Annotated in this window: 10 protein-coding genes; 4 read left to right on the top strand and 6 right to left on the bottom strand. The window is 69.4% G+C overall.

The window, feature by feature from the left end; all coding sequences use genetic code 11:
• Window positions 1-86: 86 nt before the first annotated feature.
• The gene (locus tag AMK58_RS05690) at window positions 87-2,405 is read left to right on the top strand and encodes a xanthine dehydrogenase family protein molybdopterin-binding subunit (protein ID WP_035672795.1); all 2,319 of its coding nucleotides are present in this window, start codon (window positions 87-89) and stop codon (window positions 2,403-2,405) included.
• A 129-nt stretch (window positions 2,406-2,534) separates the two neighbouring features.
• Entirely contained in the window at window positions 2,535-3,317 is a 783-nt protein-coding gene (locus tag AMK58_RS05685; protein ID WP_035672792.1) for an EAL domain-containing protein, read from the top strand.
• Between the two features lie 5 nt (window positions 3,318-3,322).
• On the opposite strand, the gene AMK58_RS05680 is transcribed toward AMK58_RS05685, so the two are convergent.
• Both AMK58_RS05680 and AMK58_RS05675 read right to left on the bottom strand, forming a co-directional pair.
• Window positions 3,323-3,646, bottom strand: a complete 324-nt coding sequence (locus AMK58_RS05680; protein ID WP_137165192.1) for a hypothetical protein — start codon at window positions 3,644-3,646, stop codon at window positions 3,323-3,325.
• 180 nt (window positions 3,647-3,826) lie between these two features.
• Complete coding sequence (locus AMK58_RS05675) at window positions 3,827-7,174, bottom strand: maltotransferase domain-containing protein (protein ID WP_035672786.1); 3,348 nt, start codon at window positions 7,172-7,174, stop codon at window positions 3,827-3,829.
• Between the two features lie 244 nt (window positions 7,175-7,418).
• Between AMK58_RS05675 and AMK58_RS05670 the strand changes: the two genes are divergently transcribed.
• Together AMK58_RS05670 and ppk2 are read left to right on the top strand one after the other, a co-directional pair.
• Window positions 7,419-8,246, top strand: coding sequence for a polyphosphate kinase 2 family protein (locus AMK58_RS05670; RefSeq protein WP_035672784.1), 828 nt, complete (start codon window positions 7,419-7,421; stop codon window positions 8,244-8,246).
• 116 nt (window positions 8,247-8,362) lie between these two features.
• Window positions 8,363-9,331 carry a polyphosphate kinase 2 gene (gene ppk2, locus AMK58_RS05665; protein ID WP_035672781.1) on the top strand — a complete coding sequence of 323 codons (969 nt, stop codon included), beginning with the start codon at window positions 8,363-8,365 and terminating at the stop codon, window positions 9,329-9,331.
• Window positions 9,332-9,355: 24 nt separating this feature from the next.
• Here the strand turns inward: ppk2 and AMK58_RS05660 are convergent, their stop codons facing one another.
• The 4 genes from AMK58_RS05660 to AMK58_RS05645 form a co-directional block, all read right to left on the bottom strand.
• On the bottom strand, window positions 9,356-11,104 hold the full coding sequence (locus AMK58_RS05660; protein ID WP_236778184.1) for a chloride channel protein: 1,749 nt from the start codon (window positions 11,102-11,104) through the stop codon (window positions 9,356-9,358).
• A gap of 151 nt (window positions 11,105-11,255) precedes the next feature.
• A complete protein-coding gene (locus AMK58_RS05655; RefSeq protein WP_059398710.1) occupies window positions 11,256-12,455 on the bottom strand; it encodes a hypothetical protein in 1,200 nt (399 codons plus the stop codon).
• Window positions 12,456-12,603: 148 nt separating this feature from the next.
• A complete protein-coding gene (locus AMK58_RS05650) occupies window positions 12,604-13,311 on the bottom strand; it encodes an ABC transporter ATP-binding protein (protein WP_035672772.1) in 708 nt (235 codons plus the stop codon).
• Entirely contained in the window at window positions 13,311-15,026 is a 1,716-nt protein-coding gene (locus AMK58_RS05645; RefSeq protein ID WP_059398709.1) for a branched-chain amino acid ABC transporter ATP-binding protein/permease, read from the bottom strand. The genes AMK58_RS05650 and AMK58_RS05645 overlap by 1 nt, the downstream gene beginning before the upstream one ends.
• Window positions 15,027-15,028: the final 2 nt, after the last annotated feature.

Genomic DNA, 15,028 nt, shown 5'->3' with positions numbered 1-15,028 from the left:
CTTATGCCCAACCGAGGGTTTTCGCCGGCCAAGGCTCCGCCTATCTTCTCCGGGTGTCTCTCCACGCCATAGGAAAGCCCCGCCCCATGATGAAGTTCGGCATCGGCCAGCCGGTCCCCCGCACCGAAGACGCGCGCCTGCTGACCGGCGGCGGGCGCTACACCGACGACGTGTCGCTTCCCGGCCAGACCTTCGCGGTCTTCGTGCGCTCCCCCCACGCCCACGCCGACATCCGCGGAATCGACGCGGCGGACGCGGCGGCGCAGCCAGGGGTGCTCGGCGTCTTCACCGTCGCCGACCTGGAGGCCGACGGTGTCCAGCCGATCCCCTGCGCCGCAGCGCTGACCCAGCGCGACGGCTCCCCCTACGTCGCCCCGCCCCGCCCGGCGCTGGCCAAGGGACGCGTGCGCCATGTCGGCGATCCGGTCGCCGTGGTGGTGGCCGAAACGCTGGACGCCGCCCGCGACGCGGCAGAGCTGGTGATGGTCGATTACGACGACCGGCCCGCCATCGCCGGCACGGCGGAGGCTCTGGAAGCGGGCCGCCCGCAGGTGTGGGACGAGGCGCCGGGCAACCTCTGCTTCGACTGGGAACAGGGCGAGGAGGCCGCGGTGGAGTCGGCGATTGCCAAGGCCGCCCGCGTGGTGGAGCTGGAGATCGTCAACAACCGCGTCGTCGCCAACCCGATGGAGGGCCGCGCCTGCCTCGCCGCGGTGGAGGCGGAGACCGGCCGGCTGGTCATCTACGTCACCAGCCAGGGCGTGCACGGGCTGCGCAAGCAGTTCGCCCAGCTCTTCGGCCTGCCGGAATCGAAATTCCGCGTCATCACCACCGACGTCGGCGGCGGCTTCGGCATGAAGCTGTTCAACTACCCGGAATACATGGTCTGCCTGTTCGCCGCGCGCCGCCTGAACCGGCCGGTGAAATGGGCAGCGGAGCGGACCGAGGGCTTCCTCAGCGACGACCACGGGCGCGACCATGTCAGCCGGGCCCGACTGGCGCTGGACGGCGACGGGCGCTTCCTCGGGCTGCGGGTGGACACGGTCGCCAATCTGGGGGCCTACCTGTCGAACTACGGCCCCTTCATCCCGACCGACGCCGGGTCGGCGATGCTCGTCGGCTCCTACACCACGCCGGCGGTCTATGTGCGGGTGAAGGGCGTTTTCACCAACACCCAGCCGGTGGACGCCTACCGCGGCGCCGGCCGGCCGGAGGCGGCCTATCTGCTGGAGCGGTTGATCGACCACGCCGGGCGCGTCACCGGCCTCGGCCCGGCGGAGATCCGGCGGCGCAACTTCATCCCGCCGACCACCATGCCCTACGCCACGCCGATGGGCCAGACCTACGACACCGGCGAATTCGAGCAGAATCTGCGCGACGGGCTGGAGCTGTCCGACCACGCCGGCCTGCCCGCCCGCAAGGCGGCGGCGAAGGCCCGCGGGAAGCTGCGCGGGGCCGGGATCGCCACCTACATCGAGGCCTGCGCGGGCGGCGGCGCGGAGCAGGCCACGGTGCAGGTCAACGGCGACGGGCGCATCGTCCTGATGATCGGCACCCAGACCAACGGCCAGGGCCACGAGACCGCCTACAAGCAGATCATCGCCGACCGGCTGGGCGTCCCGCCGGAGGATGTCGAGGTGATTCAGGGCGACACCGACCGCGTCGCCTGGGGCGCCGGTACCGGCGGCTCCCGTTCCGTCCCGGTGGGCGGGGCGGCGCTGGCCGAGGGTGCGGCGCGCGTGGTGACCAAGGCGACCGAGGTGGCCGCCGACCTGCTGGAGACCGCCGCGGTGGACGTCGAGTTCGTCGAGGGCCGCTTCAGCGTCGTCGGCACCGATCGCAGCGTCTCCTTCAAGGAGGTGGCCGCCAAGGCCGCCGCGCAAGGCCCCATCGCCTTCACCGAGGTGGCCCGCTGGACGCCGCCGGCCAACACCTTCCCCAACGGCTGCCACGTGGCGGAGGTCGAGGTCGATCCCGACACCGGGGTGGTCGAGGTCGTCGGCTACACCGTCGTGGACGATTTCGGCACGGTGGTGAACCCACTGCTGGTCATGGGGCAGGTCCATGGCGGCGTCGCCCAGGGCATCGGGCAGGCGCTCCAGGAGCGGGTGGTGTTCGACCCGGACAGCGGCCAGCTGCTCAGCGGCTCCTTCATGGACTACCAGATGCCGCGTGCGGTGGATGTGCCGGACATCCGCATCAAGCTGAACTGCGTGCCCAGCACCACCAACGCGCTTGGGATGAAGGGCGCCGGTGAGGCTGGGGCCATCGGCGCGCCGCCCGCGGTCATCAACGCCCTCGTGGACGCGCTCTCGGACTATGGAATCGAGCACATCGACATGCCGGCGACCCCGCTGTCCGTATGGGCCGCGATTCAGGCGCGTAATAAAGCCGCCGCCGAATAACGAAGAACGGAGTAGTAACGTCATAGACCCTTTTTCCAGGCCCGATGTCACACCTTGCGTCGAATTAATTTGAGACAATATACGCACTATAATGAATTAACATAGAATCACCCCAAGAGAGAAACGGGCATGACGGCGGAGCGGATCAAGGGCGGCGGGTGCGGCGGGCAGTGCACCGAGGGTTTGGGGTTCGATTTCACCATGGCTTTCCAGCCGATCGTCGATGTCGGCGGTGGGCAGCCGTGGGCGCACGAGGCGCTGGTGCGCGGCCTCGACGGCCAGGGGGCCGGCTGGGTGCTGGGCCAGGTGACTGAGGCCAACCGCTACGCCTTCGACCAGGCCTGTCGGGTCAAGGCCATCGAATTGGCCGCCAGTCTCGGCCTGGGCCAACAGCCCGACACCCGGCTGTCGATCAACTTCCTGCCCAACGCCGTCTATCAGCCCGAAGCCTGCATCCGCGCCACGCTCGCCGCCGCCAAGCGCACCGGCTTCCCGCCGGAGCGCATCATCTTCGAGGTGACGGAGAACGAGCGGGTCGTCGACGGCGCGCACCTGAAGTCGATCTTCACCGAATACAAGCGTCAGGGCTTCCACACCGCCATCGACGATTTCGGATCGGGCTACTCCGGCCTGAACCTGCTCGCCGAGTTTCAGCCGGACATCATCAAGCTGGATATGGAGCTGACCCGCTCCATCGACACCGACCGCGCCCGCCGCAGCATCGTCAGCGCGATCCTCACCGTGTGCCGCGATCTGGGGATCACCCCGGTGGCCGAGGGCATCGAGACGCCCGGCGAGGCAAAGGCGCTGCGCGATCTGGGAATCACGCTGATGCAGGGCTACCTGTTCGCCCGCCCGGCGGTCGAGACGCTGGTGGCGCCCACCATGGACTTCGCGCCGGCGATGGCCTGAGCGGGCTACAGCATCCGCGGGCGGCGCACCGCCCGCGGCCGTGGGGCGGCGTAACGCCCCCTTTGCTCGGTCGCAAGGTTCAGCGCCTCGTGCGCGATCAGGCGGCGGTAGTCGCCGTCCACCCGCGAGAACATGGCGAAGGCAAACTTGACCGCGTCGGGGGTCGGGCTGGTGGCGGCCTCGCGGAGCGCGTTGCGCAGCATGCGCAGCTCCAGCACGCCTTTGACGCAGATGCGCTCGACCGCCTGAGCCAGGATGTCGATCGAACACAGGGACGCCTCGTCGTCGAGCCGGTACTGCACCCATCCCCCGCCAGGAAGAACCGTCACGGACCGGCCGGGTTCTAGCTTGGGTTGGGCGGGAATGCCAGAGTTTCGGTGTGGTGGTGGTGCGGGGAGTGGTTGCTACGAGCCCCCCTCCCGACCTCCCCCGCTGCGCAGGGGGAGGAGTTAAGCCCTCCCCTGCAAAGCGGGGGAGGGTTTGGGTGGGGCCCCTACGCTCCCCTTCCCTTACCGCCCTGGCGGACGGATGCGCCAGATCGCCGCCGGGTTCTGCTGCGGGTCCAGCCAGACATGCTGGAACTTGCCGATCCAGGTGAAGCGCTGGCCGGTGAACAGGTCCTCCACCTGGACATGCGCGCCGTCGTCCAGCCCCAGCTCCCACAGCGGAACCTCGATGGTGCCGCCATGGCCGTTGTGCGGGTCGAGGTTCACAGCGATCAGGATGACGTTGTCCTTGCTCTCGGTCATCTTGCCGTAGAGCAGGATGTTGTCGTCGTAGGCGTTGTAGAATTTCAGGTTCGTGAACTTATGAAGCGCCGGGTTCTCCGCACGGATCCTGTTCAGCCGCGTCACGTAATCGACGATGTTGCCGGGTTTGTTCCAGTTCCAGTGCCGGATCTCGTATTTTTCGGAGTGGTTGTACTCCTCCTTACCCGGATAGGGATCGGCCTCGCAGACGAAATACGGGGCGTAGAGGCCGTAGACGCCCGACAAGGTCCCGGCCAGCACGGCGCGCATCATGTGCGCCGGCCGCCCGCCATGGACCAGAATCGGCGGCAGGATGTCCGGCGTGTTGGCGAAGAAGTTGGGCTGCATGTAGTCCTTGGACTCGCCCTGGGTCAGCTCCGTCAGATACTCGGTCAGCTCCGCCTTGGTGTTGCGCCACGTGAAGTAGCTGTAGGACTGGGTGAAGCCGATCTTCGCCAGCCGCCGCATCAGCTTGGGCCGGGTGAAGGCTTCGGCAAGGAACAGCGCGTCGGGGAAGCGGTCCTGCACCTCGCGGATCATCCATTCCCAGAAGGGGAAGGGCTTGGTGTGCGGGTTGTCGACGCGGAAGATGCGCACCCCCTCGTCGCACCAGAACAGCACCACGTCGCGCAGCGCGTACCACAGGTCCGGGTAGGCCTCGCGGTAGAAGCTGACGTTGACGATGTCCTGGTACTTCTTCGGCGGGTTCTCGGCGTAGCGGATCGTGCCGTCGGGGCGCCAGTAAAACCACTGCGGGTGCGACTTGATCCAGGGATGGTCGGGGGAGCACTGGACGGCGAAGTCCAGCGCGATCTCGATCCCGTGCCGCCGCGCCTCCTTGACCAGCCGGCGGAAGCCCTCGAAGTCGCCGATCATCGGGTCGATGTCGGCGTGCCCGCCCTCCGTGGCGCCGATGGCGTAGGGCACGCCGGGATCGTTCGGGCCGGGGTTCAGCGTGTTGTTGCGTCCCTTGCGGAAGCTGCGCCCGATCGGGTGGATCGGCGGGAAATACAGCACGTCGAAGCCCATGCCCCGGATGAAGGGCAGCATGGTCGACACGTCGTCGAAGGTGCCGGGCCGCGACGGGTCCGGGGAGGCCGAGCGCGGGAAGATCTCGAACCACGCGGAGTAGCGGGCCGCGGTGCGGTCCACATAGACCTCCAGGTCGCAGCCGTAGCGGGACAGATACTGCCGCTCGCCGTATTTCGCCATGGCGTGGCGCGGTTCGTCCGACAGGGCGTAGGCGATCAGCTCCGGCCCATGGAGGCTGGTCATCCGCTCGACCACCCGCTCCAGCACGGCGCGGCCCTCGCCTTCATTCTGCCCGACCGCGTGCTCGACGAAGCGGCGGCCCTCGATCAGTTCCAGGCTCACGTCCATCCCGACGTCGTGCTTCTTCTTGAAGTCGGCGCGCCAGCTCTCCCAGACGTCGCGCCACGCCAGGATGCTGTATTGGTAGCGCGTGTTGCGGGTCAGCGGCAGCTTGCCCACCCAGCGGTCGTTGTCGACGAAGGTCATGGGCACCTCACGCCATTCCTCCTCGTCGACCGGGCGGTAGGTGACGGCGGCGCCGAGGACGAAGGTGCCATCGGTGTAGATGTCGGCCCACACCTCCATCACGTCGCCGACCACCCGCTTGACCGGGAAGCGCCCGCCGTCCAGCTCCGGATAGACGTTCTCGATGGTGACTCGGCGGGAGGCCAGCTCGTCCATCCAGGCGCGGGTGCCGGCGTCGTGTTCCGCCCCGCGCTCGCCCAGATGGTTCAGCTCGATGGGGCGGCTCTGCGCCGGGCGGGCGCGGAAGACGCGCATCTCCAGCGGACGCAGGCGCAGGTCGCGGCCCGGCTCGAAGGGCAGCGGCTCGGCCTCCGGGGTCACGTCCTCGAAGTCGGCGAAGCCGCCGCCGGTGCTGGCCAGCAGCGGGCCGGGGTCGATGGCGTGCGGCTGGTTCTCGTCCGGGTTGATGAGCAGGACGTTGCAACCCTCTCCGCTCCCGTTGGCCCAGCCGCCGGTGTCGCGGATCAGCCCGATCACCGGATTGTGGGGAGAGGTGACGCGCCGCTGCGGCCCTTCGACGTTCAGCGCCGGGCTGTCCGCCTTCATGGCGTTGACCGCCCCGATGAAGCCGGTCAGGTCGAGCTTCGGGTCCTCCCAATCGTCCGGCGTGGTGTTCACCACGTCCAGCTTCCGGGTGAAGCCGTACTCGTACCCCACCGGCATCATCACGCCGGTTGAGAAGGAGGCGGCGAACAGGTAGTGCATCTTCAGCTGGGCGGCCAGCCGTTCGGTGTCCTGGCTGCCGACCTCCGCCGCCAGACGGTCGGTGTCGTGGCTTTCCGGGAAGGCGATGGAGGGGGCGATCCAGCGGAACTCGTCATACTGGTCGAGCAGCCAGTCGGATTTGAAGTCCCACCATTTGGCGCTGTTGAACAGGAAGTCGAAACCCGCTCCGCAGAGGTCGCGCACCTGTTCCACCGTGCAGCCCAGCGTCTCGGCGAAGAATTTCACCTCGGGATCGACCTCGCGGGAGCGGTCGATGAGCGTCTTCCACACCTCCGCCGGGATCTGGTAGGCGGCGTCGCAGCGGAAGCCTTTCACCCCCAGCCCGATGAAATGGCGCAGGTAGCGCGTCCAATAGTCCGTCAGCCCGGCCCGCACATCCGCCCGCTCGTAGTCGAGCATGGCGAGGTCGCCCCAGACGGTCACCCGCGTCGGGTCCACCGGGTCGACGGCGCGCGGGCTGTAGAGGTCGCCGTTGGCGTCGCGCCGGTACCAGTCCGGATGCTCGCCCACCAGGATCGCGTCCTTGGCGGTGTGGTTGATGACGAGGTCCAGCATGACCGACTGTCCGTGCCGCCCCGCCTCGGCGATGAAGCCGCGCAGCAGCTCGTCCGGATGCTCCGGCGCGCCGCCCTGGATGCGGTCGTGCAGCCGGTAATAATCCTTCACGGCGTAGAGGCTGCCGGAGAAACCGGGGTAATGGATCGGGTTCAGGAACAGCCAGTCGAAGCCCATGCCCTGGATGCGGGGCAGATGCCCGGCCCAGTCGCGCATCGGGCCGACGAGCGTGGGAAACAGGTTGTAGATTCGCGGTCCGGCGGTGGCCATCGGGGAAATCCTCCTGGTCGGCAGCGGCACGCCAGCCGGTCGCCGCTGGTTGACAAGCGTGGCGCCCCCCGTGGATCGTCCGGACGACCGTCACCGGCCGAAGGACCATCACCGGAAGGACCATCGCGAGGTTGCAACGCGCGCCCTGCGGGGCGCACGCGCTCAACCCCTGCGAAGCGCGAAGGTTCCGAAACCTGACACTTGGGCCAAAACACTTGGGCCAGACATTTCGAAAGGTGCGTGCATGGGCAACGGAAACGGCAAGATCCGTCTCGACAAGCTCGATATGACGGCGGAGGGCATCGGCAGCAAGGACGACTACGAACGCCGCCTCGCCAAATTGCAGAAGGACCTGCTGCACATCCAGCAGACCTATTGGCACGAGAAGCGCCGGGCCATCCTGGTGTTCGAGGGCTGGGACGCCGCCGGCAAGGGCGGTTGCATCCGCCGCCTGACCGAACCGCTCGACCCCCGCGGCTTCCACGTCTGGCCGATCGGCGCCCCGGCGGCGGACGAACAGGGCAAGCACTACCTCTACCGCTTCTGGACCAAGCTGCCCGCCCCCGGCACCTTTGCCATCTTCGACCGCTCCTGGTACGGCCGCGTGCTGGTGGAGCGGGTGGAGGGCTTCGCCGACAAGGAGCAGTGGAAGCGCGCCTATGACGAGATCAACCAGTTCGAGAAGATGCTGACCGACGATGGGGCCCGCATCATCAAGATCTTCATGCACATCACGCCCGACGAACAGCTCAACCGCTTCCGCGAACGGCTGAGCAACCCCTACAAGCGCTGGAAGCTGACCGAGGAGGATCTGCGCAACCGCGCCCGCTGGGACGACTACAGCAAGGCCATCGAGGCGATGTTCGACAAGACCTCGACCGAGACGGCGCCCTGGCAGGCGGTTCCCGCCAACTCCAAATGGCACGCCCGCCTGAAGGTGATGGAGATCGTGACGGAGGCGCTGAGCCGCGGCGTCAACGTCGCCCCGCCGCCCATCGACCTGACCGTCGCCCGGATCGCCGCGGAGGTCCTGGGCGTCCACCTAACCTTCGACGCGAAGGAAAAGGACTGACCGCCGGCGCTCCTGGCCTCGGTCACTTCGTCGCGGTGGGCGCGCGGGCGGTTGCCTGACGCGCCGTCATCTCCTAGCGTTGGTTGGCGGGGACAACAATAAGCAGGGTGTGTTCGATGGACGAGGTCAAGACGGGTGCCGGGGCCGGGGCCGGGGCAGAGGAGACGCCGCGTAAGAAGCGCAAGGCGCTGAAGCTGAAGGACCTCGGGCTCGGTGTGCCGGCCACCGGCGGCGAGGTGCTGCGCGACGCCAAGGAGGTCGCGGCCATCGAATCCCACTGGCGCGGCCTCGGCGGCGGCAAGCCGGCGAAGGGCGGCAAGAAGGTCAAATACATCGACGAGCTGGCCCGCCTGCAGTTCGAGCTGATCAAGCTCCAGGAATGGGTGCGGGTCAACGGTCTGAAGGTCTGCGTGCTGTTCGAGGGGCGCGACGCGGCGGGCAAGGGCGGCGTCATCAAGCGCATCACCGAAAGCCTCAACCCCCGCGTCTGCCGGATCGTGGCGCTCGGCACGCCGACCGAGAAGGAGCGCGGGCAATGGTATTTCCAACGCTACGTGGCGCAGCTTCCCGCCAAGGGTGAGATCGTCCTGTTCGACCGGAGCTGGTACAACCGCGCCGGTGTCGAGCATGTCATGGGCTTCTGCACCGACGCGGAGTACCAGGAGTTCCTGCGCGCCTGCCCGCTGTTCGAGGAGATGCTGGTCCAGTCCGGCATCATCCTGATCAAATACTGGTTCTCGGTCAGCGACGAGGAGCAGGAGAAGCGCTTCACCGAGCGGATGCGCAACCCGATCAAGCGCTGGAAGCTGAGCCCGATGGACCTCGAATCGCGCAAGCACTGGGTCGAGTACTCCAAGGCCAAGGACGCCATGCTGGAGCACACCGACAAGAAGCTGACCCCCTGGTACATCGTCGACGCCGACGACAAGAAGAAGGCCCGGCTGAACTGCATCAGCCATCTGCTGCAGCAGATCCCCTACCAGGACATCGCCCCGGTCGAGCTGGACCTGCCGCCGCGGCAGAGCGACGACGGCTACAAGCGGCCGAAGAAGTCCAAGCAGAACTGGGTGCCGGAGGTGTACTGACCGTCACCACCACCGAACGGGCGGTCAGTCCCGCCCGTACAGGCTGCGCTCTCCCAGCTCCTCGCCGCGCTGCCGCTCCAGCTCCTGGCTGTAGCGGCGCAGGGCGTAGGCCTCGGTGACGTAGCCGACGATCCGCCGGTCGGTGGGCGACGTCACGACCGGCAGGGACTCCACCTCGGCGCTGCAGAAGCGCTGGAGCACGCTGCGCACGTCGTCGCCCGGCCGCAGGAAGTCGTCGGCGTGCTTGGCCAGTTCGCTGACCGGCGTTTTTGCGTCCTCCTCGCCGAGCGACGGGTCGTGCACCGCGCCCATGTCGATGATGCCGGCGTAGGACCCGTCCGGCTCCACCGCGAAGACGGTCTTGGCGGCGCCCAACGGGTGCAGGCGGCGCAGCGTGTCCAGCGTCTGGGTGGTCAGGATCGTCTTCACGTCGCCGCGCATCAGCCGCATCGCCGTCAGCTCCGACACCCAGCCGACGTCGTAGGCGCCGCGGATCGGCACGCCGCGCAGGTGGAAGCGCCACGTCGCGAAGGAGTAGCCGAAGGCCTGCCGGACCACGGTGGTCGACACCAGCACGCCGATCAGCACGCCGGACGCCGCCCAGAAATCCTGCGTCGCCTCCAGCACCAGAAGCACCATGGTGACCGGCGCGCCGATGATGCCGGCGGCCACCGCCCCCATGCCGGCCAGCACCAGCAGCATCCGGTCGAGCCCCAGTCCCGGCACCAGCAGCTCGACCACCCCATAGGCCAGCCCGCCGAACAGCCCGCCGAGAAGCAGCGAGGCGCTGAACAGCCCGCCGCGGAAGCCGGAGCCGAGCGACAGGGCCGACGCGACGATCTTGGCGGCCAGCAGCACCGCCATCGCCTCAAGCCCGCGGGCCAGCTGCGACGGGTCGGCGCCGGGCCCGGCCCCCAGCACCTGCGGCACCACCAGGGCCAGCGCGCCGAGCGCGAGACCGCCCAGCGCCGGGCGCGCCCAGACGGGGATGGGCAGCGCGCGGAAGCCGCGCTCGGCCACCGTCACCGCCTGCATGGCGAGGATGCTCAGCCAGCCCGCCAGGAAGCCCAGCACCCCGCAGGCCACATAATCCCAGCCCTCCACCGCCGCCGGACGGCCGAAGAACAGGGCCGGGGACGGGTCGGACAGCCAATGAGCCACCGCCACCGCGGCCACCGAGGCCGCCCCGATCGGGGCCAGCGTGGCGATGGTGTAGCCGCCCATGACCAGCTCGAAGGCGTAGAAGGCGCCGGCCAGCGGCGCGCCGTAGGCGGCGGAGATGGCCGCCGCCGCTCCGCAGCCGACCAGTGTGCGCAGATCCGCCCGCCGCAGATGGAGCTTTTGACCGAGCGTCGAGGCGATGCCCGCCCCCGCCTGGGTGTAGGCCGCCTCCATTCCCACCGACGCGCCGGAGCCGTTGGACAGCAGGGTCGCCAGGGTCAGGCGCAGGCTGTCGATCAGCGACATCTTGCCACCGTAGAGCGCGTTCGCTTCAACGGGATCGACGATGTCGTTGGAGCGCCAGCGCCGCACCAGCTTCACCATCACGCCGAGCAGCAGGCCGCCGACGGCGGGAACCAGCAGGGTCCGCCAGGGGTCGGCCAGCGCGGCCTCGCCCAGATCCTGCCCATGGGCCACCGAAAAGACGACGGACTGCGTCCAGACCACGGACTCATGCAGCATGGCCACGGCCAGCCCGACCCCGGCGCCGATGGCCCCGGCGAGCATCAACACGCCCAGGACGCTGTCGCGCAGGCTCCGCCGTGTCAGCACCCTGAGGAACCGCCGGCCGGGGTTTCGCGCTCTGGTCAGGGCGCCGGCCGCTTCCCCCGCGGCGCCCCGGATTCCCGTCATGTCATCCGGCATGCCGGACAATGTGTACCCTGCCTCCGCGCCGTCAACCGCGCGGCGCGGCCCTAACCCTTTAGGGCTTGCCCGTCTGGGCCGCAGCCGGGAAGGCGCCGGATGGCTGAGCCGAAGGCTGGGCAGACGGCGGATTGACGGCGAGGCGGCGCAGCACCTCCGCCAGATTGTCGCGCACCTTGTCGGCCAGCCCGATGTCGGCCTCCTGCGCCTCGTGGAACAGGATGGTGAACAAGCGGCCCGGCGACAGGAAGAAGGTCAGCGAGACGTGCATCTTGCCTTCCTTCAGCGCGCAGTCCACCGATCCGGTGCGCAGCATCAGGCCGGGAAGGTCCTCGACGGCGCTCAGCGACGCGGTCGGCGTGCCGCCTTCGCAGCGCTTCTTCATCGCGTCGACGTAGCCGGCGGACAGGTCCTCCAACTTGGAGCCCTCCTCGACCATCCGCTCGCGGATGCCGCCGACGATCGGGCCGATGCGCCACGCCATGTCGGCGGGACGCTCACCCTTCGGCACATTCTCCAGCGACACGCGCTTGACGTCGCGCACGCCGGCCGCCTTCAGCAGGTCGGCCAGCCCTTCCGGCAGTTCGTCGGGGCGGGTCGCGACCTTCTTGGTGCGGGTGTCGATGGACGGGACGGCGCCGGCCTTGTCCACACAGGTCTTCAGATCGGTGAGCACCTTCTTGGTGCCCTTCAGGGCGAAGGCCATGCGGTCGGCGTCGGAGGAGAACACCACCTCCTTGCCATTCATCAGGGCGGTGTAGAGTTCCTCGTCCTTGCCGTTGGGGATGACCAGCATGTCCGGCTTGGGCGCCAGCGCGCGGCGTTCGCGCGTCAGCTTGCCATCCACCACGACCTTGACCTTCCACTGCTCGCCGCCCGGCAGCTCGGCGCCGGGAATGCCCATGCCGAGATTGACCTCGCCCTTGATGTTCCGCGCGATCATCAGGACATGGCCGGTGTCGAAGCGGCCCTCGATGGCGCAATAGGCGAACTTGCCGTCCCGGTCGCGCGACGGGCCGCCTTCCCAACCGTCCTCAAGCTCGGCCGGCCCGGTCTTCTCGGCCGGATCGGCGGCGGCGGGCGCCGAGGGCCCGACGGTGCGGGGCGCCGGCGCGGGACCCGAGGACGGCGCCGGGTAATACATGGTCGGCGGGTTGACGGGGACCAGCTCCGCCACCTGCGCCCCATCGGCGTGGGCGGCGGCGGCGCCCAGCAGAAGAAGGGAGGAGAGTGCAGCAGCGACGGCTTTGTCCAACATGGCAGAGGTAATCCTTACGGGCAGGGCGACGCCGGAAGCTAGCCCCGCCATCCGGGATCGGCAAGCGCAAGACGAGAAAGTCACGACAAAGATCCCGGCCTGTTGCCGCAATGCCGAATTGCGTCCGGCACCACCCTCTCCAACGAAATCAGCCTCCCAAAAAGGCGTCCCGCAGCGCGTCGGTGGGCAGATTTTCCACCGGCCCGTCATGGACCGCCCGGCCAAGGCGCAGCAGCACGACACGCTCGGCGGCGGACAGGGCGCGGGCGGCGCTCTGCTCGGCGAGCAGAACCGCCGTCCCGGTCACGGCGATGGCGCGGACGGCGGCGAAGACCTCCCCGGCCAGCTTGGGCGACAGGCCGAGCGACGGCTCGTCGAGCAGCAGGACCCGCGGGCGGCCCATCAGCGCGCGGGCCACCGCCAGCATCTGCTGCTGCCCGCCGGACAGGCGCCATGCCCGCTCCTCCGCCTTGCCCGCAAGCGCCGGGAACAGGGCGAAGACGCGCTCCAGGTCCTGAGCGCGCCCGGCCCGGCCCAGCCAGCTCGCCACCTCCAGATTGTCGCGCACGCTCATGCCGGGAAAGACCCGCCGCCCCTCCGGCACATAGCCCAGGCCGCGGCGCACCCGCCGTTCCGGAGCGAGGGCGCCGATCTCCTCCCCGGCCAGCCGAACCCGCCCGCCGGTCGCCGGGACGAGGCCGAGGATGGCCTTCAGCAGCGTGGACTTGCCCGCCCCGTTGGCGCCCAGCAGGGCCACCGCCTCCCCCGCTCCCACGGACAGCGACAGGCGGTCCACCGCCAACGCCCCGCCATAGCCGGCGGTCAGCCCCTCGACCTGCAACAGGGGTTCGCTCATCACGCCCCCTCCCCCAGATAGGCGGCGACCACGGCAGGGTCGCTGCGCACCCCATCCGGCGGGCCTTCGTAGAGCGGGCGCCCCTGGTCCAGGCACAGCACATGGCCGGCGAGCGGCAGCAGGAAGCCCATGTCGTGCTCCACCACCAGCAGCGCGGTGCCCATGGCGGCGATGGCGCGCAGATGACCGGCCAGTTCCGCCTTCTCCCCGTCGGTCAACCCCGCGGCCGGCTCGTCGAGCAGCAACACGGCGGGCTGGCGGGCCAGCGCGCGGGCAAGCTCCACCCGACGGCGCAGCGCCGCGGGCAGACCGGCGCAGGGCTTGGCGGCAAGGTCCGCGGCGCCCAGCCGCTCCAACGCCCACAGGGCGTGGGCCTCGGCCTGGGCGATCGAGCCGTCGCGCTCCAGCCGCGCCGCGGCTACGGCGGCCAGAACGCTGGCGCCCTCCGGCAGGCTGACCGCTTGGAAGGTCCGGGCAATCCCGGCGCGGGCGATGCGGTCGGGCCGCTTTCCCGCCAAATCCACATTGCCCATCAACACCCGCCCGCCATCCGGAGTCTCAAGGCCGGAGATCAGGTTGACCAGCGTCGTCTTGCCGGAGCCGTTGGGGCCGATCAGCCCGGTGATGGTCCCGGCCTCCAGGGTCAGCGACACACCGTCCACCGCCCGCACCCCGCCGAAGCCCTTGGTCAGCCCTTCCACCCGCAGCAAAGGTCCATTCGGAATGGCCATTTCCGGCGGAGCTTCGGGCTTCGGCAGGGGTGCTGGGCGGGCCGGGAACAGCCGGTCAAGCAGGCCGGTCAGCCCGTGCGGCGCCAGCACGATGGTGGCAAGCAGCGCCACGCCGTAGACGATCAGATAGCTGCGCTCCAGGAAGCGGAACCACTCCGGCAGGTGGAGCAGCAGCACCGCCCCGAGGATCGCCCCGGCCACCCGTCCGCGCCCGCCGACCACGGCGATGGTCAGGACGGAGACCATGACGGGGAACTCCAGCACCTCCGGCGAGACGACGCGCTGGGTGTGCACGGCCAGCGCTCCCGCCGCCCCGGCATAGACGGCGCTCAGCGTGAAGGCGGCCAGCCGCAGCCCGCCGACGTCCAGACCCAGCGTGCCGGCGGCCAGCGGGTCATCGCGCACCAGCGTCAGCGCCCGCCCCCAGCGCCCGCGCGCCAGCCTCCAGGCGAGCAGGCCGCCCAGCGCCACAAAGCCCCAGACCACCACCGCCAGCGGCAGGCCGCGCGGCACCGCCCAGCCGAACAGGACGATCCCCGGCACCCCCGGCAATCCGTTGGCGCCTCCGGTCAGGCCGGGGCTGTTGACCGCCAGCAGGTGAACGACCTGCGCGATGCCCAGCGTCGCCAGCGCGAAGTAATGGGATTCCAGCCGCAGCACCGGCAGCCCGACGAGCAGGGCCAGCAGCAGCGGCACCAGCAACGACATCGGGAAGGTCGCGGCGAAGCCAAGCCCCCATTGGCTGCCCAGGATGCCGGTGACGTAGGCCCCGATCCCGAAGAAGGCGCCATGCGCCAGCGACAGCGCGCCGCCCAGCCCGAAGACGATCTGGAACCCGATGGCGGCCAGCGCGTACACCCCCGCCACGGTCAGCACGCGCAGCCCGTAGGGCGACGCGTACAGCAGCGCGTACGCCGCCAAGCCCGCAACCATCATCCCCTCCCCTGCGAAGCGGGGGAGGGTCAGGGTGGGGGCAAATGCCATTC

The organism is Azospirillum brasilense (assembly GCF_001315015.1).
Classification (GTDB): Bacteria; Pseudomonadota; Alphaproteobacteria; order Azospirillales; family Azospirillaceae; genus Azospirillum; species Azospirillum brasilense.
The sequence above is the reverse complement of the archived record's forward strand: the minus strand, read 5'-3'. Positions and strand labels throughout refer to the sequence as shown.

What these genes read in the sequence shown, in the direction of transcription:
- AMK58_RS05690 (WP_035672795.1), top strand. Translation starts at nt 87, where the DNA reads ATGATGAAGTTCGGCATCGGCCAGCCGGTCCCCCGCACCGAAGACGCG.
- AMK58_RS05685 (WP_035672792.1), top strand. Translation starts at nt 2,535, where the DNA reads ATGACGGCGGAGCGGATCAAGGGCGGCGGGTGCGGCGGGCAGTGCACC.
- AMK58_RS05675 (WP_035672786.1), bottom strand. Translation starts at nt 7,174, where the DNA reads ATGGCCACCGCCGGACCGCGAATCTACAACCTGTTTCCCACGCTCGTC.
- AMK58_RS05670 (WP_035672784.1), top strand. Translation starts at nt 7,419, where the DNA reads ATGGGCAACGGAAACGGCAAGATCCGTCTCGACAAGCTCGATATGACG.
- ppk2 (WP_035672781.1), top strand. Translation starts at nt 8,363, where the DNA reads ATGGACGAGGTCAAGACGGGTGCCGGGGCCGGGGCCGGGGCAGAGGAG.
- AMK58_RS05655 (WP_059398710.1), bottom strand. Translation starts at nt 12,455, where the DNA reads ATGTTGGACAAAGCCGTCGCTGCTGCACTCTCCTCCCTTCTTCTGCTG.
- AMK58_RS05650 (WP_035672772.1), bottom strand. Translation starts at nt 13,311, where the DNA reads ATGAGCGAACCCCTGTTGCAGGTCGAGGGGCTGACCGCCGGCTATGGC.
- AMK58_RS05645 (WP_059398709.1), bottom strand. Translation starts at nt 15,026, where the DNA reads ATGGCATTTGCCCCCACCCTGACCCTCCCCCGCTTCGCAGGGGAGGGG.